21 protein-coding genes are annotated in these 20,616 nt (G+C 63.9%); 4 read left to right on the top strand and 17 right to left on the bottom strand.

The genetic code is table 11. The annotated features are described in order from the left end of the window. The first annotated feature begins 18 nt into the window (after window positions 1-18). From AAGF34_RS15735 to fba, 4 genes are all read left to right on the top strand, one after another. Window positions 19-888: a phosphoribulokinase gene (locus AAGF34_RS15735; RefSeq protein WP_342616662.1), complete on the top strand. Its 870-nt coding sequence runs from the start codon at window positions 19-21 to the stop codon at window positions 886-888. 151 nt (window positions 889-1,039) lie between these two features. Continuing rightward, window positions 1,040-3,049 (top strand): transketolase, encoded by a 2,010-nt coding sequence (gene tkt, locus AAGF34_RS15740; protein ID WP_342616663.1) that lies wholly within the window; start codon window positions 1,040-1,042, stop codon window positions 3,047-3,049. Continuing rightward, on the top strand, window positions 3,046-3,717 hold the full coding sequence (locus AAGF34_RS15745) for an HAD-IA family hydrolase (RefSeq protein WP_342616664.1): 672 nt from the start codon (window positions 3,046-3,048) through the stop codon (window positions 3,715-3,717). Before tkt ends, AAGF34_RS15745 begins: the two co-directional genes overlap by 4 nt. A gap of 42 nt (window positions 3,718-3,759) precedes the next feature. Then, complete coding sequence (fba, locus tag AAGF34_RS15750) at window positions 3,760-4,797, top strand: class II fructose-bisphosphate aldolase (RefSeq protein WP_342616665.1); 1,038 nt, start codon at window positions 3,760-3,762, stop codon at window positions 4,795-4,797. A gap of 244 nt (window positions 4,798-5,041) precedes the next feature. Here the strand turns inward: fba and AAGF34_RS15755 are convergent, their stop codons facing one another. From AAGF34_RS15755 to AAGF34_RS15835, 17 genes are all read right to left on the bottom strand, one after another. Then, entirely contained in the window at window positions 5,042-5,734 is a 693-nt protein-coding gene (locus AAGF34_RS15755; RefSeq protein WP_342616666.1) for an energy transducer TonB, read from the bottom strand. Between the two features lie 139 nt (window positions 5,735-5,873). Next, entirely contained in the window at window positions 5,874-6,239 is a 366-nt protein-coding gene (locus tag AAGF34_RS15760) for a hypothetical protein (protein WP_342616667.1), read from the bottom strand. Between the two features lie 513 nt (window positions 6,240-6,752). Beyond that, the gene (locus AAGF34_RS15765; protein ID WP_342616668.1) at window positions 6,753-7,478 is read right to left on the bottom strand and encodes a hypothetical protein; all 726 of its coding nucleotides are present in this window, start codon (window positions 7,476-7,478) and stop codon (window positions 6,753-6,755) included. A 37-nt stretch (window positions 7,479-7,515) separates the two neighbouring features. Then, a complete protein-coding gene (locus AAGF34_RS15770) occupies window positions 7,516-8,883 on the bottom strand; it encodes an ATP-binding protein (RefSeq protein WP_342616669.1) in 1,368 nt (455 codons plus the stop codon). Between the two features lie 12 nt (window positions 8,884-8,895). Next, window positions 8,896-10,353, bottom strand: coding sequence for a nickel-dependent hydrogenase large subunit (locus tag AAGF34_RS15775; protein ID WP_342616670.1), 1,458 nt, complete (start codon window positions 10,351-10,353; stop codon window positions 8,896-8,898). Window positions 10,354-10,360: 7 nt separating this feature from the next. Beyond that, entirely contained in the window at window positions 10,361-11,377 is a 1,017-nt protein-coding gene (locus AAGF34_RS15780; protein WP_342616671.1) for a HupU protein, read from the bottom strand. Beyond that, the gene (locus AAGF34_RS15785) at window positions 11,374-12,840 is read right to left on the bottom strand and encodes a sigma-54 dependent transcriptional regulator (RefSeq protein ID WP_342616672.1); all 1,467 of its coding nucleotides are present in this window, start codon (window positions 12,838-12,840) and stop codon (window positions 11,374-11,376) included. The genes AAGF34_RS15780 and AAGF34_RS15785 overlap by 4 nt, the downstream gene beginning before the upstream one ends. 48 nt (window positions 12,841-12,888) lie before the next feature. Continuing rightward, window positions 12,889-13,938, bottom strand: coding sequence for a hydrogenase expression/formation protein HypE (hypE, locus tag AAGF34_RS15790; RefSeq protein WP_342616673.1), 1,050 nt, complete (start codon window positions 13,936-13,938; stop codon window positions 12,889-12,891). Window positions 13,939-13,947: 9 nt separating this feature from the next. Then, a complete protein-coding gene (gene hypD / locus AAGF34_RS15795) occupies window positions 13,948-15,105 on the bottom strand; it encodes a hydrogenase formation protein HypD (protein WP_342616674.1) in 1,158 nt (385 codons plus the stop codon). Next, on the bottom strand, window positions 15,102-15,353 hold the full coding sequence (locus tag AAGF34_RS15800; protein ID WP_342616675.1) for a HypC/HybG/HupF family hydrogenase formation chaperone: 252 nt from the start codon (window positions 15,351-15,353) through the stop codon (window positions 15,102-15,104). Before AAGF34_RS15800 ends, hypD begins: the two co-directional genes overlap by 4 nt. After that, on the bottom strand, window positions 15,344-16,471 hold the full coding sequence (locus AAGF34_RS15805; protein ID WP_342616676.1) for a carbamoyltransferase HypF: 1,128 nt from the start codon (window positions 16,469-16,471) through the stop codon (window positions 15,344-15,346). Before AAGF34_RS15805 ends, AAGF34_RS15800 begins: the two co-directional genes overlap by 10 nt. After that, on the bottom strand, window positions 16,471-17,412 hold the full coding sequence (hypB, locus tag AAGF34_RS15810) for a hydrogenase nickel incorporation protein HypB (RefSeq protein ID WP_342616677.1): 942 nt from the start codon (window positions 17,410-17,412) through the stop codon (window positions 16,471-16,473). The genes AAGF34_RS15805 and hypB overlap by 1 nt, the downstream gene beginning before the upstream one ends. Window positions 17,413-17,445: 33 nt before the next feature. After that, on the bottom strand, window positions 17,446-17,793 hold the full coding sequence (locus tag AAGF34_RS15815; protein ID WP_342616678.1) for a hydrogenase maturation nickel metallochaperone HypA: 348 nt from the start codon (window positions 17,791-17,793) through the stop codon (window positions 17,446-17,448). Beyond that, window positions 17,786-18,919, bottom strand: coding sequence for a hypothetical protein (locus AAGF34_RS15820; protein ID WP_342616679.1), 1,134 nt, complete (start codon window positions 18,917-18,919; stop codon window positions 17,786-17,788). Before AAGF34_RS15820 ends, AAGF34_RS15815 begins: the two co-directional genes overlap by 8 nt. Then, window positions 18,916-19,473 carry a [NiFe]-hydrogenase assembly chaperone HybE gene (gene hybE / locus AAGF34_RS15825; RefSeq protein ID WP_342616680.1) on the bottom strand — a complete coding sequence of 186 codons (558 nt, stop codon included), beginning with the start codon at window positions 19,471-19,473 and terminating at the stop codon, window positions 18,916-18,918. The genes AAGF34_RS15820 and hybE overlap by 4 nt, the downstream gene beginning before the upstream one ends. A 20-nt stretch (window positions 19,474-19,493) precedes the next feature. Further along, window positions 19,494-19,739 carry a rubredoxin gene (locus tag AAGF34_RS15830; protein WP_342616681.1) on the bottom strand — a complete coding sequence of 82 codons (246 nt, stop codon included), beginning with the start codon at window positions 19,737-19,739 and terminating at the stop codon, window positions 19,494-19,496. Continuing rightward, window positions 19,736-20,602, bottom strand: coding sequence for a hydrogenase expression/formation protein (locus AAGF34_RS15835; protein ID WP_342616682.1), 867 nt, complete (start codon window positions 20,600-20,602; stop codon window positions 19,736-19,738). The genes AAGF34_RS15830 and AAGF34_RS15835 overlap by 4 nt, the downstream gene beginning before the upstream one ends. Window positions 20,603-20,616: the final 14 nt, after the last annotated feature.

The following is a 20,616-nucleotide window of genomic DNA, read 5'->3' on the forward strand; positions in this document are numbered from 1 at the left end:
ACTTGAGGAGAGCAACCCATGTCCGAGCGGCATCCCATCATTGCCATCACTGGCTCCAGCGGGGCGGGCACCACGTCGGTGACCCGTACCTTCGAGAACATCTTCCGCCGCGAGAAGGTCAACGCCACCATCATCGAAGGCGACAGCTTCCACCGCTATGACCGCCAGGAGATGAAGGTGCGCCTGGCCGAGGCCGAGAAAAAAGGCAACAAGAACTTCAGCCACTTCGGCCCCGAGAACAACCTCTTCCCCGAGCTGGAAGCCCTGTTCGCCAACTATGCGCTCACCGGCACCGGCAAGCGCCGCAAGTACCTGCACGACCCGGAGGAGGCAGCGCCGTACCAGCAGGAGCCCGGCACCTTCACGCCCTGGGAAGACGTGCCCGCCAACACCGACCTGCTGTTCTACGAAGGCCTGCACGGCGCGGTGGTCACGCCCGAGGTCAACATCGCGCAGCACCCGGACCTACTCATCGGCGTGGTGCCGGTGATCAACCTGGAGTGGATACAGAAGCTCTGGCGCGACAAGTCCAAGCGCGGCTATAGCACCGAGGCGGTGACCGACACCATCCTGCGCCGCATGCCCGACTACGTGAACTACATCTGCCCGCAGTTCATGCACACGCATGTGAACTTCCAGCGGGTGCCCATGGTGGACACCAGCAACCCCTTCATTGCGCGTGACATTCCCTCGCCTGACGAGAGCATGGTGGTGATCCGCTTTGCGCAGCCCAAGGGCATCGACTTCCAGTACCTGCGCAGCATGGTGGACGGCAGCTTCATGAGCCGTGCCAACACCATCGTCGTGCCCGGCGGCAAGATGGAGCTGGCCATGCAGTTGATCTTCACGCCCTTCATCTGGCGCATGATGGAAAGGAAGAAACGCTAACCCCCGTCCGGGCTCACTGCGTGTAGCCCGTTCCCCCCTTGCAGGGGGCAATACCGGCGGACCGGCGAAGCCGGTTCCGCGGTATTCCTGGACAAGACACAGCGCTCGCAGCGTGCTTCTCTCTCACTTGATTTTTTGTATGCATCAAACTATGAATAGTCCTTCACCTGACATGGCCCGCAAGATGGCCAATGCTGTTCGCATGCTCGCAGTCGACGCGGTGGAGGCGGCCAAGTCCGGCCACCCCGGTGCGCCTATGGGCATGGCCGACATCGCCGAAGTGCTGTGGAACCGCCACCTGCGCCACAACCCGGCCAACCCGCAGTGGCCCAACCGCGACCGCTTTGTGCTCTCCAACGGGCACGGCTCCATGCTGCTGTATGCGCTGCTGCACCTCACCGGCTACGACCTGCCCATGGACGAGCTGCGCAAGTTCCGCCAGCTCCACAGCAAGACGCCCGGCCACCCCGAGGTGGACGTCACGCCCGGCGTGGAAACCACCACCGGCCCGCTGGGCCAGGGGCTGGCCAATGCGGTGGGCATGGCGCTGGCCGAGAAGCTGCTGGCTGCCGAGTTCAACCGGCCTGGCCATGCTGTGGTGGACCACTTCAGCTACGTCTTTTTGGGCGACGGCTGCCTGATGGAAGGCATCAGCCACGAGGTGTGCTCGCTGGCTGGCACGCTGCGCCTGTCCAAGCTGGTGGCCTTCTACGATGACAACGGCATCTCCATCGACGGCCATGTGCAAGGCTGGTTCACCGATGACACGCCGCAGCGCTTCAAGGCCTATGGCTGGAACGTGATTGCCAACGTCAATGGCCACATCCCGGAGGCCGTCGATGCAGCGGTGCGCGCCGCGCGGGCGCAGGCGCTGGAGCCCGACGGCAAGCCCACGCTGATTTGCTGCAAGACGGTGATCGGCATGGGCTCACCCAACAAGGCCGGCACGCACGATGTGCATGGCGCAGCGCTTGGCGCTGCAGAAGTGGCGGCCACGCGCGCGGCGCTGGGCTGGGAGTACCCGCCTTTCACCATCCCCGCAGACGTTGCCGATGCCTGGAATGCGGTGCAGCGCGGGCAAGCGGCAGAGCAAGCATGGCTGCTGCAGTTCGAGTCCTACCGCAGCCACTTCCCTGAGCTGGCGGCCGAGTTCGAGCGGCGCATGTCAGGCGCGTTGTCCGCCCAATGGGATGCGGCATTGCCTGCCTTGCTGCAATCCATTGCCGCCAACACGCAGGCCCACGCCACCCGCAAGGCCAGCCAGAATGCGCTGGACGTATTGGCGCCCTTGGTGCCCGAGTTCTTTGGCGGCAGTGCCGACCTGACTGGCTCCAACCTCACCAACTTCAAGGGTTGCGTGCGCGCCGTGCGCGACACCTGGGGCAACCACCTGAGCTACGGCGTGCGCGAGTTCGGCATGGCCGCCATCATGAACGGCATGGCGCTGCATGGCGGCTACATCCCGTATGGCGGCACCTTCCTCACCTTCAGCGACTACAGCCGCAACGCAGTGCGCATGGCCACGCTCATGAAGCAGCGGGTCATCCACGTGTTCACCCACGACTCCATCGGCCTGGGCGAAGACGGCCCCACACACCAGAGCGTGGAGCATGTCCCCAGCCTGCGCATCATTCCGGGCTTGGACGTGTGGCGGCCCGCGGACGGGCTGGAGACGGCGGTGGCCTGGGTCTGCGCACTGGAGCGTGCAGACGGGCCCAGCGCGCTGTGCCTGTCGCGCCAGAACCTGCCGCAGGTTACGCAATTGGCCATGGTGGCGGACATACGCCGCGGCGCCTATGTGCTGCGCGACGCACCAGGTGCCCGGGCTATCATCCTCTCCACCGGCTCCGAAGTGGAACTGGCCTTGCAGGCCCAGGCGACATTGGCCGAGCAGGGCATTGCCACCCGCGTGGTGTCCATGCCGTGCAGCAATGTGTTTGACCGCCAGCCATTGGACTACCAGGAATCCATCCTGCCGCTGGCACTGCCCGTGGTGGCGATCGAAGCCGCGCATCCGGACTTCTGGCGCAAATACGTGGGGCGCACGGGCGTGGTGATCGGGATGACGGGCTTTGGCGAATCGGCTCCGGCCAAGGACTTGTATGCGCACTTTGGCATCACGGCCGAGAGTGTGGTGCAGGCTGTGCGGTCGCTGACATGAGCGCCTTCGACCTCATCCTCTTCGATCTGGACGGCACGCTGATCGAGACCGCGCCCGAAATCTGCGATGCGGTCAACGACACGCTGCGCCAGACCGGGCGGGCACCGGTGACGCAGCAGCAGGTCAACGACTGGATAGGGCAGGGCACCCGCGAGCTGCTGGTGCAGGCACTGGCGTTTTCCAACCAGGTCCATGCCGAGACGGTGCGCGCCAGTGCGGGCTTTGCCGACATTGCGGCCATCTTCAACCGGCATTACCAGCAGCGCTGCGGCACCCGCAGCCGACTGTACCCACAGGTGCGCGAGACGCTGGTGGAGCTGCGCGTGCGCGGCGTGAAGACGGCGGTGGTGACCAACAAGGAAGGCCGCTACACCGACATCGTGCTCAAGGCCCATGCGCTGGACAGTCTGCTGGACATGGTGGTGAGTGGTGACACGTTGCCCGTCAAGAAACCCGACCCGGCGGGCGTTGCGCTGTGCCTGCAGACGCTGGGCGTCCGTGCCGAACGTGCGCTGTTCGTGGGCGACTCCAGCATCGACGTGGCCACCGCCCGCAACGCCGGGGTGCAGGTATGGGCCTTGCCCTATGGCTACAACATGGGCCAACCCATTGCCGCCAACCTGCCGGACCGCGTCATTGCCGACTGCTCGGCGCTGCTGGCTGGCTAGCCGCAGCACCACTTTCATTTTTCAAAACTGAGGAGAATTTTCATGGCCCTTGTGTCACTGCGTCAGGTGCTGGACCACGCTGCCGAATACGGCTACGGCGTGCCCGCCTTCAACGTCAACAACCTGGAGCAAATCCAGGCCATCATGGAGGCGGCGCAGGCCACCGACAGCCCGGTCATCCTGCAAGCCTCTGCCGGTGCGCGCAAGTACGCGGGCGAGAGCTATCTGCGCCACATGGTGCTGGCCGCGGTGGAGGCGCACCCGGACATTCCGGTGGTGCTGCACCAGGACCATGGCGCCAGCACCGCGGTGTGCATGCAAGCCATACGCTCGGGCTTTACCAGCGTGATGATGGACGGATCGCTCAAGGAAGACGCCAAGACACCGTCCGACTACCAGTACAACTTAGACGTGACACGCGAGGTCTGCCGTCTGGCCCACAGCATCGGCGTGTCGGTGGAAGGCGAGCTGGGCTGCCTGGGCAGCCTGGAAACCGGCGCTGCAGGAGAGGAAGACGGCTCCGGCGCTGAAGGGCACCTCACCCACGACATGATGCTGACCGACCCGGTGCAGGCCAAGGACTTTGTGCGCCAGACCGGTGTCGATGCGCTGGCCATTGCCATAGGCACCAGCCACGGTGCCTACAAGTTCACCCGCAAGCCCACCGGCGACATCCTGGCCATAGACCGCATCGCCGCCATCCATGCGCAAATACCGAATACGCACCTGGTGATGCACGGCTCCAGCAGCGTGCCGCAGGAGTGGCTGGCCATCATCCGCACCTATGGTGGCGACATCAAGGAAACCTACGGCGTGCCGGTAGAGGAAATCCAGCGCGGCATCCAGAGCGGTGTGCGCAAGGTCAACATAGACACCGATATTCGCCTGGCCATGACCGGCGCCATGCGCCAGGCCTTTGCCCAGCAACCGTCCGAGTTCGACCCGCGCAAGGCGCTGATCGCCGCACGCAAGGCTGCACAGGGCATCTGCCAGAGCCGCTTCGAGGCTTTTGGTTGTGCAGGGCGGGCCAGCAAGATCAAGCCGGTGAGTCTGGACGCGATGGTGCGGCGCTACGCCTGAGGCGCGAGTTCTGTGACTCGGGGTTTCAGCATCCGCTTCATAAGGAGTTTGGGGAAGTCGTGAAGGTGTGTGGTGACGACGTACGCCTGACATTCAGTTACGTGTTGAAAATTAAGATGCGCTGCTATTTCAACTATGGGCTGGTAGCGGTCTTTGTCGAACCTCCAAAGCAGACACTCAATAGAGACTTAAAGTTTGAATTCGGGGGCCGCCAGCTGTGGTACGTTGGAATGCTATTTAGCTATCATTTTGGCCTAAAGGTGAACACTTGTTGAGTTCGCACCCGTACAGGAATGCCATTCTTAAGCGCCGGCGAAAATTTCCATCTCATTACTGAATCAAGGACCACTGCGGCAAGCTCCGGCGGCGGTGCGCCCAACACTATCGGATCGCAAATAGACCCATTAACATCGATAATAAACCGTATACGGACGCTTGCATCCGTTTTGAGATCTCGTTGGCTTATTGGGTATCCGGGTAGGTGAGATTCCAATAGCTTCGGGGGAACATCGAATCCTTCGGAAGCAAAAGGTTGTTCTGAATCAATGATCTCCGCGTGATGTAGTTCCGCGTCACTTTTGTTTTGAAGAGCGCCAGTCCTACCAATTTGATATCTAGACGAATCTGATGCGCATCCGCATGCAAGTGCTACCGTAATGAAGGATGCGATAACTATTTTCATGAAGGCTAATGTTTGACGTGAGGAGCCGCGAAGGGAATCTACAAGCACAGCTTGTAGGCGATCCCTCTCGGCGGAATTGTTGGGTGGCGGGCAACTTTGAGATTGGATTTTCATTCTTTGTATGAGCAAGCGAACCGGATTCACTTGGAGGAAATTCAAAAACCCATCGCTCCATTCCGCCTGCCTCGCTAGCTGCAAATAGCTTATTTTTGCGTGAATATCAGGAATCGCGGCGAACCGGCGGTACACCTTCATTGACATTTTTCCATCGGCAGCGGGCTGGAAGCCGACTTTGCCGGCGTCCAAAAGCGGTCGTTGGCCTGCAAGGTCAGAGGGCCTGGGAAACAAAATGTGGATTGCCGGACGTGACCCATCACCAGTTTGCAGGCGTCCTCTAGAGCATGCGCGCTGTTTCAGCCAAGAACTCATGACAGCCAGTTTCATCTATGAAGATTCGAAAGTGGTGTAAATGCGCATAGGCTTTCGTCGAAGACTTGTCAGCTTTAAGGTGCGCCGCCAATTCCTTACTATTTGGAACCTCTGCAACTTTGAAATAGAAGCCGGAAATCCAGTCGGAATCGCATGCGTACAACGCTGTGTAGCGATGCCAACGCACTCTTGTGAATTTGATACAAATCGGTGGCATTCCGAAGACGTGCAAGGTCAATTCCGCGTCGCCATTCGCCATGCTTAGTTCGCAGCGCTCGTATTCACCAGTGTCGAAGGGTGGCAACTCAATGGGAATAGAGGAATTTGTCATCTGTCCTTCTCAATATGTCTCAATGGAAGACGGTCGCGGTCATGCAGGCAGTTACTTTAGAAGACCGCTTTCGCGGCGTAGATGAAGTTGTTAGAACTAGGCATGCTGAAAGAATTCGAGCATAGATTCAAGGTAAGTCCGAGCGTCAGAGTCCTCCATGAAGCCGTCAAAGTGCGCATGCGAGCCCCAAAGCTCGGCAACTTCCTGGTCTGAACGCTTAAGCAGTTCAGTCAGTTGCTCTCTCAGACGGGACCTTCCTCCAAAATCATGACACGAGTAAATGTCGGACCATATCTCAAAATCCGATTTGAATTCAACATAAGCATCTTGGTGGTACCACGAGCCGATGGCATTCTTTAGGGTGCCAAATTCACCAAGCGAGGAGAGATGGTTTGCCTCCATTTGTATGTGTTGACTCCAATTAATCTGCACTGGATGCACGTGATTTTAAGATGGCTTGGCTGCCAGAGGAGCAGCTTGACCGACCGCTTTCGCGGCGAAGCGACTGACTAATTAAATCAAAGGGCTGTTCAATTGTTTGAACAGCCCTTTGATGGCATTCCCGGTTTTTTTCAATGCACTGCCGATTGACGTAACCAAACGTTCAAAACTCAGCGAGGCCTTGAGTCGCAGTTCCAATGCATTGGCAATCTCCTGGCCCAGTTCACCAGGCGTAATTCCGCCCTGAGCCTTCCCGAGATCGTGAAGATGCAGGTCAGGAAGTTCTGCCGTAATGGTTTTGTCGCCCGCAAAGGGCGCAGTGGCGTGGGCCTTGGCATCACTGATGATGAACTCCTGCACGATGAGCTTCTTCCCTTTGGAGTCCTTGGACGGACCCAGGTACTTTGCAATGTTCTTCTGAATCGCGTCAAAGTTGGTCATCGATTCGCCCTTTTCATAGACTACGTCTGGCGATACAACTTCGATCTTCCGGATGACCACCACGTCTTGAGCCAATGAGGACAGCTCCACTGCAAGCTCCACTTTGCCTACCTTCAATGCATAGGGTGACCTGTATCCCGCGGGGTTGCCAATCAACAGTCCACTAAGCGAACCCTGCCCATCGGTTGGCTTGATCTCTACCCGTTCCACCTTCACGGTCGCCCCTGTCATGGCGCTGCCGTAACCGCCAATGGCGCGCTTCACGAGATGGTCTAGATTGCCGTGCAACCAATAGGCGCTCCCGAGTATGGCCAACAAGATCAGGGCGAATAAGGAGAGGACCGCTTTTTTTTTCACGTTGTGCTTATCGTTTTAATCATTGTGATCGGACCCTTCACGCCGCCGCAGCCTGCACCCCTTGCACCAACGGCAACGTCACCGTAAACAACGCCCCACCTTGCGGCAAATTCTCCGCGCTGAGCTTTCCCCCGTGCTGCTCCACGATGCCGTAGCTGATGGACAGCCCCAGGCCTGTGCCTTTGCCCACGCTCTTGGTGGTGAAGAAGGGGTCAAAGATATGCGGCAGGTGTTCGGGCGCAATGCCGCTGCCGTTGTCGGCAAAGGTGATGTGCACCTGCTCGCCATCGCTGTGCATGTGGATGCTGAGCTGGGCCGGTTTGCCGCTGCCGGGGGCGCAGGCGTCGTATGCGTTCTGGATCAGGTTCATCATCACCTGCAGCAGTTGGCCGGCGTTGCCGTGCACGTGGCAGTCTTCCTGCTGCTCCCACTGGATGTCGAACTGCGGGGCCGTGCCTTTCTTGACCCAGTGGATGGCGCGCTCCACCACGTTGCCCACTTCCACCAGCGTGACTTCTTCGGCTGACCCGGTGGAGAAACGCTTGAGGCCGTTGACGATGTCGGTGGTGCGCTGCGCGCCTTCGATGGTGCCTTCCATCAGCGAGGGCAGGTCCTGCATCAGGTGGTCTATGCGCAGGTCCTTTCGCAGCTCCTGTACTTCCGGCGGCAGTTCTAGTTCGTGGACGGCTTCCAGGTAGCGCCCCAGGCGGTTGCCGTAGCGCTGCAGCACATGCACATTGCTCAGCACAAAGCTGATGGGGTTGTTGAGTTCATGCGCCACGCCAGCCACCAAGCGGCCCAGCGAGGCCATCTTGGCTGAGTGCATGAGCTGTTGCTGCGCGCGCTTGAGCGCCTCGTGCACCTCACGCAGCTGGTGGTAGGCGCGCTTGAGTTCACCCAACGGGCGGCCCACCATCACATGGCCCATGACCTGGCCGCTGCTGCTGTAGCGCGGCGTGCAGTTCATGTCCACCGGCACCATCTGGTTGTGCGCATCGCGCAGGTTGATCTCCACCGTGGCGCCTTCGGTGGAGCCGGTGCGGCTGGTGCATTCGCGCCAGCGCGCGGCGCTGGTCTCGTCACCCAGCAGTTGCAGCACCGAGGTGCCGCGCAGGCTCTCGTCACTGCGGCCCACCAGGCGGCAGAAGGCGGCGTTGGTCTCTTCGATCAGGCCATCCTGGTTGCAGGCAATCAGCACGTCGCTCATGGCGGTGAGCAGGCTCATGATGAACTGCTGCGACTGCTCCAGCTTGGCGTTCTTGCTCTCCAGCTCGATTTCATCGGCCACCAGCTTGGAGTAGACCTCGTCCATCTTCTGGATCACGTCCAGCCAGGTGGCCTCGTCCACACCCTCCAGTTCTGCACTGCGGGTGTCCATGAAGGGCGGTGGCACGGAGGTGGACATGGTCTGCAAAGTTTAGTGAACCGTGCACACCATGCAAGGGTCGAACGAGCGCACGATGTGCTGCACCGCCACCGGCGTGGTTTCTCCCTCCAGCACCGGCGCGCCCACCAGCGCCTGCTCCAGCGCACCGGGCGTGCCCGCCGCATCGCGTGGCGAGAAGTTCCAGGTGGTGGGTGCCACGATCTGGTAGCTGGCAATGCGCCCGCCTTGCACCGTCATCCAATGGCCCAAGCTGCCGCGCGCGGCTTCGCTCAGGCCCACGCCCGTGCCTTCGCTCGGCAACTGCGCAGGCACGCAAAACGCCTCGCCTGGGCGCAGCTGCATCAGCCACTGCTCCATCAACGGCACCACCCGCGCCAGTTCCAGTAACCGCGCCACCACGCGGGTGAACACGGTGCCGCCGTAGCTGCCCACCAGTTCGCGGACCAGCGGATGCGCACTGGCAAGCTGGCGCGCGATTGCGCCGGTCTCCAGAACGGCACCATCCAGACGCGGCGCCTTGTTCCAGGTGTAGGCCGCAGGCTTGTCCGGCTCGGGCTGGGTGATGCCCTGTATGGGGTGGCGCGGGCCGCCGCTGTCGGACAGCCAGGCGTGGGTGGCGTCTTCGCGTATGGCCTGTGCATCCACTGCGTTCAGGGTCTGCGTGGCCGCATGCCACACGCCCGGCGCGAAGGCGAAGCCCGCACCGGGTTGCGGATAGGCACCGTAGCTGAGGTAGCGCCCCGGCCCCGGGCCCAGGTGGCGCAGCCCGGTGTCCTGCGCTAATGTGAGAAACATGCGCAGGTCGCCCTTGAGCGGGTCTTCTGCCAGCCAGCGCAGCAGGGCGGCTTCGCTGTCCAGGCTGCTGATGAATTCCAGCGGCGCGGCAAACAGCTGCGACTCCAGAAAGCCACGGAACTCGCGCACCTTGGCCAACAGGCGTATGCGCTCGGCCGCATCCACCGCGCGGGTGGAGCCGCCGGGCTCTATGCACTGGGTGTGCGGCCATTTGCCCGCCAGCGTGCCCAGCAGGGTGAACCAGCGCTGGCGCGCTGCCGTGGCGGCGCGGGTCTGGCTGCCGGTCTGCGGCGCAAAGCGGGCCACCGCCTCGCCATGCCAGGCGTGCCGCGCGTAGCTAGCATGGGTGAAGTCCGGCATGAAGAACACATAGAAGTGCATCAGGTGGTCGGCCAGGTTCTCGGTAGCCAGGATGAAGTTGGTCACGATCTGCCCGTTGGGTGGCACCTCGATGCTGCCCAGGTCCGCCAGCGCACGCGCGGCGGCCACCGACTGCGACACCGAGCAGATGCCGCAGATGCGCGGCACGAACACCAGCGCGTCGTGCGGCTGCTTGTCCTGCAGGATCTGCTCGAAGCCGCGGTACATGGTGGAGTTCACGTGCGCGCTGGCCACGCGGCCCTGCTGCACATCCAACGTGACTTCCAGATCGCCTTCGACGCGATTGAACGGACCGACCAGCAAACGGGGCATGGGCTCTCTACTTCAGGGTGGTTTTGCGCGCGACCGGCTTGACCACCAGGTGGTCGGCCACGGCATTGACTTTGACGCGCTTGGGTGTGGCGGACTTGGACAGCGATGCCAGCGCCACAAACCAGGCCTTGGGCATATCGGTGGGCAGGCCGATGGGAATGCCGGCGAACTTGGGCGTCTCATGGAACGGGTGGCCGGGTTCCTGAAAGCCCGGCTCGGTGCAGGCAATGCAGGCATAGCCCGCGCGGGTGCAGGAGCCTTCGCCGTTCCACAGCCGCGTGTTGCAGTCGGCATGCACCTGCGTGCCCTTGCAACCCATGTGCTCCATCATGCAACCCAGGTCGGAGGGCTTCTCGGCGCTGGCCTTGTATTCGTAGTATTCGTTGCGGGTGCAGCCGTGGTGCACCAGCTGGTCGGCATAGAAGCGCGGCCGCCCCAGCGTGTCCAGATCGGCTTCGGTAAAGCCATTGGCGGCCAGCGCCATCAGGCTGTCGAGCACCCAGCTGGGGTGGGTCGGGCAACCCGCGATGTTGATCACCGGCAGGCCGCTGCGCGAGCGGAATGCGGCACCCAGCAAACCGCCGGGCGTGGCGTCCAGGTACTGCAGGCCGCAGGCATCGGTGAGGTTGTCGCCGGCTGCGGTGATGCCGCCCCAGGCCGCGCAACTGCCCACGGCCACCACATGGCGCGCTTGCGCGGCCAGCTGCTGCACCCAGTGCGTCATGGGGATGCCGGTACCGGCCAGCATATGGAAGCGCCCGGTGCCATGCGGGCCGCGCAAGAGTGCGCCTTCGATGCACAGCGCGTCCAGGCGCAGCTGCCCATCCACGATGGCCTGCAGCATGTCCACCAGCTCGCGCCCGCTCTGCAGCGAGATAGACGGGTGCCACAGCAGGTTGATGCCAGCTTGCCGCAGCTGCCCATGGAAGTCAGTGGTATCGGCGCACAGCAGCGACATGCTGCAGCCGCCGCAGCCGCCGGACTGCAGCCACAGCACGTTGAATGCCGGTGTGGCGCCGCTCATGCCTTGTCCTCCAGACCAAAGCGCTGCATCTTGCCGCGCAAGCCCACGCGCGAGAGGCCCAGCTCGGCGGCGGCGCGGCTCTTGTTACCGCGATGGCGCGCCAGGGTTTCACGCAGCACCATGACTTCGATGGAGTCCAGACGCTCGGCCAGCGTGCCGCTGTGCGGCAGGTTCTGCGCCGGGCCGTGTGCCACGGTGGCATGTGCGCCTTGCAGATGGGCCAGCAGCACGCGTGACGAGAAGCCGGTGGGCTCCAGGCTGTCGCCCTCGCTCAGGGCAATGGCGCGGGCGATTTCGTTGCGCAGCTCGCGTGTGTTGCCGGGCCAGCGGTACTGCTTGAGCACGTCCAGCGCAGCCGCACTCAGGCGCATATGCGGGCGGCCCAGTTCCAGGCCCACCTCCTGCACCAGGCGACGCGCAATTGGCTCGATATCGCCAACGCGCTCGCGCAGCGGCGGCAGCGTGATGGTGATGCCGGCCAGGCGGTAATACAGGTCTTCGCGGAACAGGCCCTCGCGCACGCGCTGCTCCAGGTCGCGGTGGGTGGCGGCAATCACGCGGACATCCACCGGCACCGAATGCACCGAACCCACCGGGCGCACCTCGCGCTCCTGCAGCACGCGCAGCAGCCGCACCTGAAACGCGGGCGAGGTCTCGCCGATTTCATCCAGGAACACGGTGCCGCCATTGGCGCGCTGGAACAGGCCCTGGTGGTCTTCATAGGCGCCGGTGAAGGCGCCGCGCTTGTGGCCAAACAGCTCGGACTCCAGCAGGGCGTCCGGCATGGCCGCGCAGTTCTCCACCGCAAAGGTTCCGCTGGCGCGCGGGCTGGCGTAGTGCACAGCGCGCGCCAGCAGTTCCTTGCCGGTGCCCGACTCGCCCAGCACCAGCAGGCTCAGGTCATAGCGAGCCACGCGCTGCGCCATGTCGCAGGCGGCATTGAGCGGGCTGTCGGGCGCGCGTTCGATGCGGTCAAAGTTGAAGGTGGCCTTGGCCTTGGTCAGCTTGCCGGCGGCGCGCTGGCGCAGCACCGGCGTGCTGGTGCGCAGCTCCAGGTGCAGGCGGTCGGTATCGCGCTGCAGCGCCAGTGCCTCCACCGCATTGCGCACCGAGGCCAGCAGGTGGTCGGGCACCCAGGGCTTGAGGATGTACTGGTAAATGCCGGCCTCGTTGATGCCGGCCACGATGTCCTGCGAATCGGTGTAGCCGGAGATGACGATGCGCACCACGTCCGGCCAGCGCTCGCGCACTTCCTTCAGAAAGTCCACACCCGACTGCCCCGGCATGCGCTGGTCGCACAGCACCACGCTGATGGTGTAGTTCTCCAGGCAGGTGCGTGCTTCGGCTGCGTCGCTGGCGGTGTGGATGGTGAACTCTTCATCCAGCGTGCGGCGCATGGCTTCCTGCGAGCGCACCTCGTCGTCCACCACCAGCACTGCGGCTTTGAGACTAGGCTTGGTCATGGCGGGAGTGGGGCGCGTGCATGAAAGAAAAAGGCATGCGCCATTGTGTCAGCAGATGCGCGGCAATTGTTCGCCGCTGAGCCAGTCCACCACGCGGCGGCCGCCAAAGCGGGTATTCATCTGCACGAAGTGGTGTTCGTCCTCGGTGACCGTGCCGATGATGGCGGCCTGTGCGCCCAACGGGTGCTGCTGCATGGCGGCCAGCACGGCAGGGGCAGAGTCGGGGCTGCAGATGGCAATCAGCTTGCCTTCGTTGGCCACATACAGCGGGTCCAGTCCCAGCAGTTCGCAGGCGGCATCCACCTGCGCGCGCACCGGGATCGAGGCCTCTTCAAGCTGCATGCCCACACCGGACTGCGCGGTAATCTCGTTGAGGGTGGTGGCCAGCCCGCCGCGTGTGGGGTCGCGCAACACGCGCACGCCGCCGGGGGCAGCGGCCAGCATGGTAGCCACCAGCGTATGCAGGGCCGCAGAGTCGGATTCAATGGTGGTCTCGAACTCCAGCGACTCGCGCTGCGACAGCACCGCCACACCGTGGTCACCAATCGTGCCCGAGAGCAAGATCACGTCACCCGCGCGCGCATTGCGGCCCGAGATGTCCACACCCAGCGGCACCACGCCCACGCCGGTGGTGCCAATGAAGACACCGTCTCCCTTGCCGCGCTCCACCACCTTGGTGTCGCCGGTGATCACGGGCACACCGGCTTCGCGTGAAGCCTTTGCCATGCTGTCCACGATGCGCTTGAGATCGGCCAGGGCAAAGCCTTCTTCCAGAATGAAGTTGGCCGCCAGGTACAGCGGCGTGGCGCCCATCATGGCCACGTCGTTGATGGTGCCGTGCACGCTGAGCGCACCCAGGTCGCCACCGGGGAAGAACAAGGGTGACACCACATGCCCGTCGGTGGCCATCACCATGCGGCCACCTGCGGGGATGGGAAAGCTCGCGCCATCGTCACCCTGGCGCAGGTAGGGGTTGTCCAGCGCGCTGACAAACAGCTCTTCAATCAACTGCGCTGCAGCGCGGCCACCGGCGCCGTGGCCCATGTCGACGCGACCGTGTTTGATGTCCAGCGGACGCACATAGTTTTTTCTGGTCATGGCAAATGTTCAGTTGGCAGCGGTGGCGGGTTGCACGACCACCGCAATGTCCTTGAAGCGCCCGTAGGCGTAGTGCGCGGCGCAGGCCCCTTCGTTGGACACCATGCACGAGCCCACCGGGTTTTCCGGGGTGCACACGGTGCCGAAGATCTTGCAGTCGGTGGGCTTCTTCACCCCTCGCAAAATCGCGCCGCATTCACAGGCCTTGTTGTCGGGAACGGGCTTGTAGGTCAGATCAAAGCGCCGCTCGGCGTCGAAGGTGGCGTAGGCCGGGCGAATCTTGAGGGCGCTGTAGGGCACCTCGCCCAGGCCGCGCCACTCAAAGCTGGTGCGCAGTTCAAACACCTTGGACACCATGGCCTGGGCTTGCAGGTTGCCGTCGCGCGTCACGGCGCGGGTGAATTCGTTCTCCACCTCATGGCGGCCGCTGTTGACCTGGCGCACCAGCATCAGGATGGCCTGCATCACGTCCAGCGGCTCGAAGCCGGCAATCACCACCGGCTTGCGGTAGTCCCGTGCAAAGCCTTCGTAGGGGCGCGAGCCGATGACGATGCTCACATGCGCCGGGCCGATGAAACCGTCCAGCGGCACCGTGCCGTATTGGCGCACCTCGGGCGACTCCAGGATATGGGTAATGGCCGAGGGCGTGAGCACATGGCTGCACAGCACGCTGAAGTTCTGCAGCTCCATGCGCTGCGCCTCCAGAATGGCCAGCGCCGTGGGCGGCGTGGTGGTCTCGAAGCCGATGGCAAAGAACACCACTTCACGCTCGGGGTTCTGCTGGGCAATGGTGAGCGCGTCGGTGGCCGAATAGACCATGCGGATGTCGCCGCCACGCGCCTTGGCCTTGATCAGCGACAGCCCGTCGGAAGCGGGCACGCGCATGGTGTCGCCATAGGTGCAGACGATCACGCCGCTCTCCAGCGCCAGACGGATGGCCAGGTCGATGCGGCCAATCGGCAGCACGCACACAGGGCAACCCGGGCCGTGCACCATGTTCACCTGCTCGGACACCATGCCGCTGATGCCGTAGCGCGAGATGGCGTGGGTATGGCCGCCGCAGAATTCCATGAAGCTGTAGCGCTTGCCCGGCTGCACTTCGGCGGCAATGCGGTCGGCTATTTTTTGCGCGGTGGCGCCGTCGCGGAACTCGTCGATGTACTTCATGGCTGGGCCTCCTGGGCTTGGGCGTCGGCCTGCATCTGCGCCATCTCGCCGAACAGCGCCAAGGTGCGCTCGGCCTCTTCGGCATCGATGCAGCCGATGGCGTGGCCCACGTGAACGATGACGTAGTCGCCCACATTCACGCCGCTAACCAGCGCGATGGAGATTTCCTTGCGGATGCCGCCCAGGTCCACCACGGCGCGATCGTGCGGGCGCAGTTCGACAAGTTTGGCAGGAATGGCTAGGCACATAGGGCGGGTTCCTTGGTGGTGGAATGGAGCTGTTGCGCGGCAACCCAGGCCTGGCCCAGGGCCAGCCCGGCGTCGCCGCAGGAATTGTGTTGGGGCCAAAGCACGCGCAGGCCTTGGGCCTGCAGCCGAGCGATGACGCGGTTTTTCAGCAACTGGTTGAAGAAGCAGCCGCCGCTCAAGCCAACGGTCTGGACATTGCGCTGCTGCGCGGCGTGTGCAGCCCAGTCGGCCAGTGCGTCGGCCAGTGCCAAGTGGAACCACAGTGCGGCGGCTCCGGCCTGCTCGGGCGGCGAGTCCAGCAAGCGTGCGAGCAGCGGGCGCAGGTCAAGCTGCTGTGCATGGGTGTCGATGCCGTGTGCAACCGGTTCTACGCCATGGGCGGTTTGCCAGTCGGTGGCCAGCCGCTCCAGCGCGATGGCGGCTTCGGCTTCGTGGCTCTGCCGCACGCTCAGGCCCAGGGCTGCGGCTGCGGCGTCGAACCAGCGGCCGGTGCTGGAGGTGGGCGGGCAGTTCAGCCCGCGCTCCAGCATGCGCCGCACTGTGCTTGCTGCGGGTGCGCCCACCAGCGGGGCAAAGGTGGTTTCAATTTCGGTACCGCGCCCCAGGGCATGCAGCGCGGCAGCGGCCATGCGCCAGGGTTCGCGCGCGGCCACATCGCCGCCGGGCAGATGCAGGGGGCTCAGGTGGCCCAGGCGCTGCCAGTCTTCGGTTGTGACCCAGAGCAGTTCACCACCCCAGGCCTGGCCGTCGGTGCCCAGGCCCACGCCGTCCAGCGCCAGGCCGACCACCCACTCGTGCACGCCGTGCTCGGCCATCACCACCGCCACATGGGCATGGTGGTGCTGCACGGCAATGGCGGGCACGCCGAGTTGCTGGCTTAGTTGAATTGCCAGCCGGGTGCTGAAGAAGTCCGGGTGCAGATCGTGCGCCACAGCGTCAATGCGGCCGCCGCTGTGTTGCACCCAGCCATCCGCAAAGGCTTGCAGCGCCTTGCAGGCCTGCGGGTCACTCAGGTCACCATGCACGGCCGACCACTGCACGCCCTCGGGCGACAGCAGGCAGGCGGCGTTCTTCAGCCACGCGCCGCAGGCCAGGATGGTGGAGCCGCTGGTTTGCATCAGGCGTGGGTGTGCGTGTGGGCAGCAGCGGATTCGGCCACGTCGTGCATGGTGTGGTCCAGCCAGTTGAGCCAGGCGTCCATACCTTGGCCTGTGGTGGCCGAGAGCTGCAGGATCTCGATGGTGGGGTTGACGCGGCGCGCCAGCTCGATGCAACGCTGCACATTGAACTGCACATGCGGCAGCAGGTCGATCTTGTTGAGCACCATGAGTTGCGATGCGGCAAACATGTCGGGGTACTTGAGTGGCTTGTCTTCCCCTTCGGTCACCGAGAGGATAGCCACCTTGGCCGCCTCACCCAGGTCCCACATGGCCGGGCACACCAGGTTGCCCACGTTCTCGATGAACAGCAGGTTGTGGACGGCATCGTGGTGGTGATGGTGGCCGTCGCCGTGGTCATGGCCGTGTGTGTGGCCGTGGTCGTGATCATGATCGTGGCCCTCTGCGGCGTGGCTGTGCGCAGGGCTGGCGTGCTGGTGCAGGCTGGCATAGGCCTGGGCCACCATGGGCGCGTCCAGGTGGCAGCCCTTGCCGGTATTGACCTGCACGGCAGGCGCACCGGTGGCGCGTATGCGGTCGGCATCGAAGCTGGTCTGCTGGTCGCCTTCGATCACGGCCACGTGCAGCTCGGGGCGGCGCTTGCGCAGTGCCGTGATGGTGGCGCACAGCAGCGTGGTCTTGCCGGAGCCGGGGCTGGACACCAGGTTGAGCGCCGTGGTGCCGTGGGCGGCAAAGTGGTGGCGGTTGCTGGCGGCGATGCGGTTGTTCTCGCCCAGGATGTCGGTCTCCAGCTTGATGGCGCGGGCCTGACTCATGCCGGGCACCGACACGCGAGCTGCGCCCGCGCCAAAGTGAAGGTCACCCCGGGCGTCGGCCACGCCCTGGTTTTGAAGTTCAATGGTCGGGGTATCGGTCCCGGAACATCCGCAGACTACGCACATGGTGTGTTCTCCAGCATGGGTTGGTTCATCAATTCAGGCGTCTTCCACCAGCATATCCACCACACGCAGCTCGGTGCCGGCAGTGGGTTGCAACTGGTAGCTGCCGCACAAGGGACAGGCATCGCCGCGCTGCTGCAGGGCAACGCTGGCAGAGCAGGGCAGGCACCAGGCCTGGCCCGCGGGTTCATCAATCTCGATCTGTGCGCCTTCCAGGCAGGTGCCGGGCGCAATGGCCTCCAGCGCAAAGCGCAGCGCACGCACCTCCACACCGGCCAGGGAGCCTGCTTCCAGACGTAGCTGGGTCACGCGGGCAAAGTGCTCGCGTTGGGCGGCGTTTTCGACCAGCTGCAATATGCCGCCGGCCAGACTGGCTTCATGCATGGGCATTCTCCAGGTTCAATTCATAGCTCAGACACGGGTCCCAGGCGCTGACCAGTCCATCAATATCGCGCAGCACCTCTGCGTCCACTTCCTGCGGCAAAGTGGCCAGGGCCTGCGCCACGCTGCCGCTGGCATGGAAGTTCCACTCGGTGGGCGCCAGCACGCGGCACGATTGCACGCGCTCGCCGCTACTGTCAAGGCGCACATGGTGCACCAGCAGTCCGCGCGCCATTTCCACCCACGCCAGCGCCGCCTGGGGCCCGGTCGATACGCTGCCCGTGGACAGCCATTGTGCGCCGCTGTAACCCGGTCGGTCCGGCAGTGCCAGCCGCACCAGCTCGGCCAGACGCGCGCCCAGGCGCAGCCAGGGTGTGAGCGCGCCTTCAAAAGTTTCGTGCAGGCGTGACCAACTGCCGGTTTCCGCGCAGCCTGCACGCCATTGCGGACGCAGCACAAAGCCGGGGGATTGCTCCATGTCGATGGCGAGCTGCTGCAGTTCGTCGGTGTGGGCATGCACGCGCAGCACCGCGCTGTGCGCCAGTCGGCGGTGCAGCCGGTCGCGGCAGCCCTGCAGCAGACGGGGCAGGGGCAAGGCGGTGTGGGCACACCAGTCCGACAGCCAGTCCGCATGCCGACGCTCCCAATGCTGCAGCCAGTGTGCAGGGTTCATGTCCAGCAGATCAGCGGCAAGCCAATGCTGCAAGGCTCCGTTCGCCGAAGCGGGCAGCGCGCCGGACTGCAACAGGGGGCTGTGGCGCAACAGCGCCTGCATGTCGCTTTGCGCATGTGCGGCTTCTACCGGCACGGTCAGTTGGCGCGGCCAGTCCAGGCAGATGCGGCGCAGGTGTTCACGCAGCGTTTCCTGTTGCAGGGCCACGGCGGCCTGCGCCGGGTTGTCCAGTGATTCACCGTTCGCCCTTGCCAATGCCATGCGGGCGCACAGCCGGTGCGATTCACCACACAGGCTGTAGAGGCTGCCCAGCCGCGCGGCCAGATCATGCGCTGGCATCCCCACGGTCAGGCGGCTGGCCCAGTCCTGGCGGCTGCTTTGCAGGCCGTGCGGGCAAGGCTTGCCCGGCGCAATGCGCAAGTTGCCGGCCAACTGATCTGCAGAGGTTGCGCTCATGCTGCTGCCGATCCGGCAGGACCGCTGCGCCGCGCCAGGAAGAACGCACGCCGCGCCGGCATCTCGCTGGCAGGTGGGGTCACGGCAACGGCCTTGGGTTCGGGCGCAACAGGAGCCTGGGCAGCAGGTTTTGGCGCGCGCAGCGTAGCCAGCACGGCGTTTGCCGTGGTGACGGCGGTGTTCTGGTCGGGAAACTCGAACATGGGCGAAAACAGCGAGCACGAGGCATAGCTGCCAAACGCATCTTCATGCCCGGTAATGAAATCGAAACTGCGGTCGCCAAACACGAGTGCCTGTTGGCTTCCGGTCTGTACACGTGTTGGCTGGCGCTCCAGGGGGAAGTTCACCAGGTTCATGAACCACGGTGTGATCAGCACGCCTTGCACCTGCTCCTCGACCTGCACAAAGCCCACCGCCTGCACCCTGAGCGCCGGGTTCAGGATGGGCACACCCTGCATGCGGGTGCGTGCCACTTCCTCGAACAGGCGCACCAGAGCCTGCGTGCGTTGCTGCACACGGGCATCTGCTGCGGTGGCGCTGTGTGGGTTTGGCATGGGGCGGGAGATCACTGGTCTTAGGGCGCAGCGGGTTCGTCCGTGAGCACCATGAATTGCTCGGCATCGCCGTCGCACACCGGGCAGCGCCAGTGCGCGGGCAGGTCGGCAAAGGCCGTATGCGGCGGAATCTGCCATACCGCATCGCCCTGGGCCGGGTCGTACACGTACCAGCAGATCTTGCATTCCAGCCGCGTGTGGGCGCTCAGGCCCGCGCTGTTTCCCAGAAAGCTGCCTTCAAAGCGCGGACCGCTGGAGGAAATCATGCGTGCTCCACCCACTCCAGCACTTCCTTGAGGCGGGCGCAGGAGTCCTTCAGGTCTTCGGGTGCGGCCAGTGCCACTTCGGGGATCTCGGTGACTTCCACGGTGTTGAGGATGACGGTGTCCTGCGAGTTGTAGTACACCACGCGCCAGCAGTGCGGCGTGCGGGTGTTGAGGATGCGGCAGTTGCCATAGCCGCGCGAGAGGATGAGCACGCGCCCGGTTCCCAGGTGGTGGTCCAGAAAGCCAATGTCTTCATCCGACATGGGCAGCAGCGTGAGGTTGATGACGTGTGCGGGCAGTCCCACGTGCCAGTGGCTCCACTGGTCTTCCAGCTCGGCCAGCAGCGAGGGCGCGTTGTGCACATTGGGCGGCAGCTCGCCCTGCCAGCGCGGGATGTGCTCCCACAAGTCCTGTTTGGCGGCCTGCACCAGCATGGCGGGGATGGCGCCCAGCTCCAGCGCATCGGACACCACCACACCGTCCACCGACTGGATCACGCGCCAGACGCCGGCAAAGACCGATTCCTGCACATTCATCTCGGGCATGCCCGGACCCGCAGCCTTGACGATGGCGCTGACTTCGCCTTCGCCCAGCACCTGGTTGATCAGGGTACGGTCCTCCTGCGAGAGGTGGTTGAGGTCGATGACGCGGTTGCCACTGCCTTCGCAGACGGCACCCAGCTCGGCCAGCGCGGCGCGCAGCGCATGATGGGCACCGACGCGGGCGGCGATCTCTTCGGGTTCGGGCAGCGAGGGCGCAGTGAACGTATCCATTCCCTGGGGCATGGACATGTATTCCAGGGAGTCTTCTTCGAGCTGGCTACCGGGGCCTACGCCAACCACGGGGACGGGAAATTCTTTCATGGGATGTTGCCTTG

Source organism: Rhodoferax sp. GW822-FHT02A01 (assembly GCF_038784515.1).
Taxonomy (GTDB): domain Bacteria; phylum Pseudomonadota; class Gammaproteobacteria; order Burkholderiales; family Burkholderiaceae_C; genus Allorhodoferax.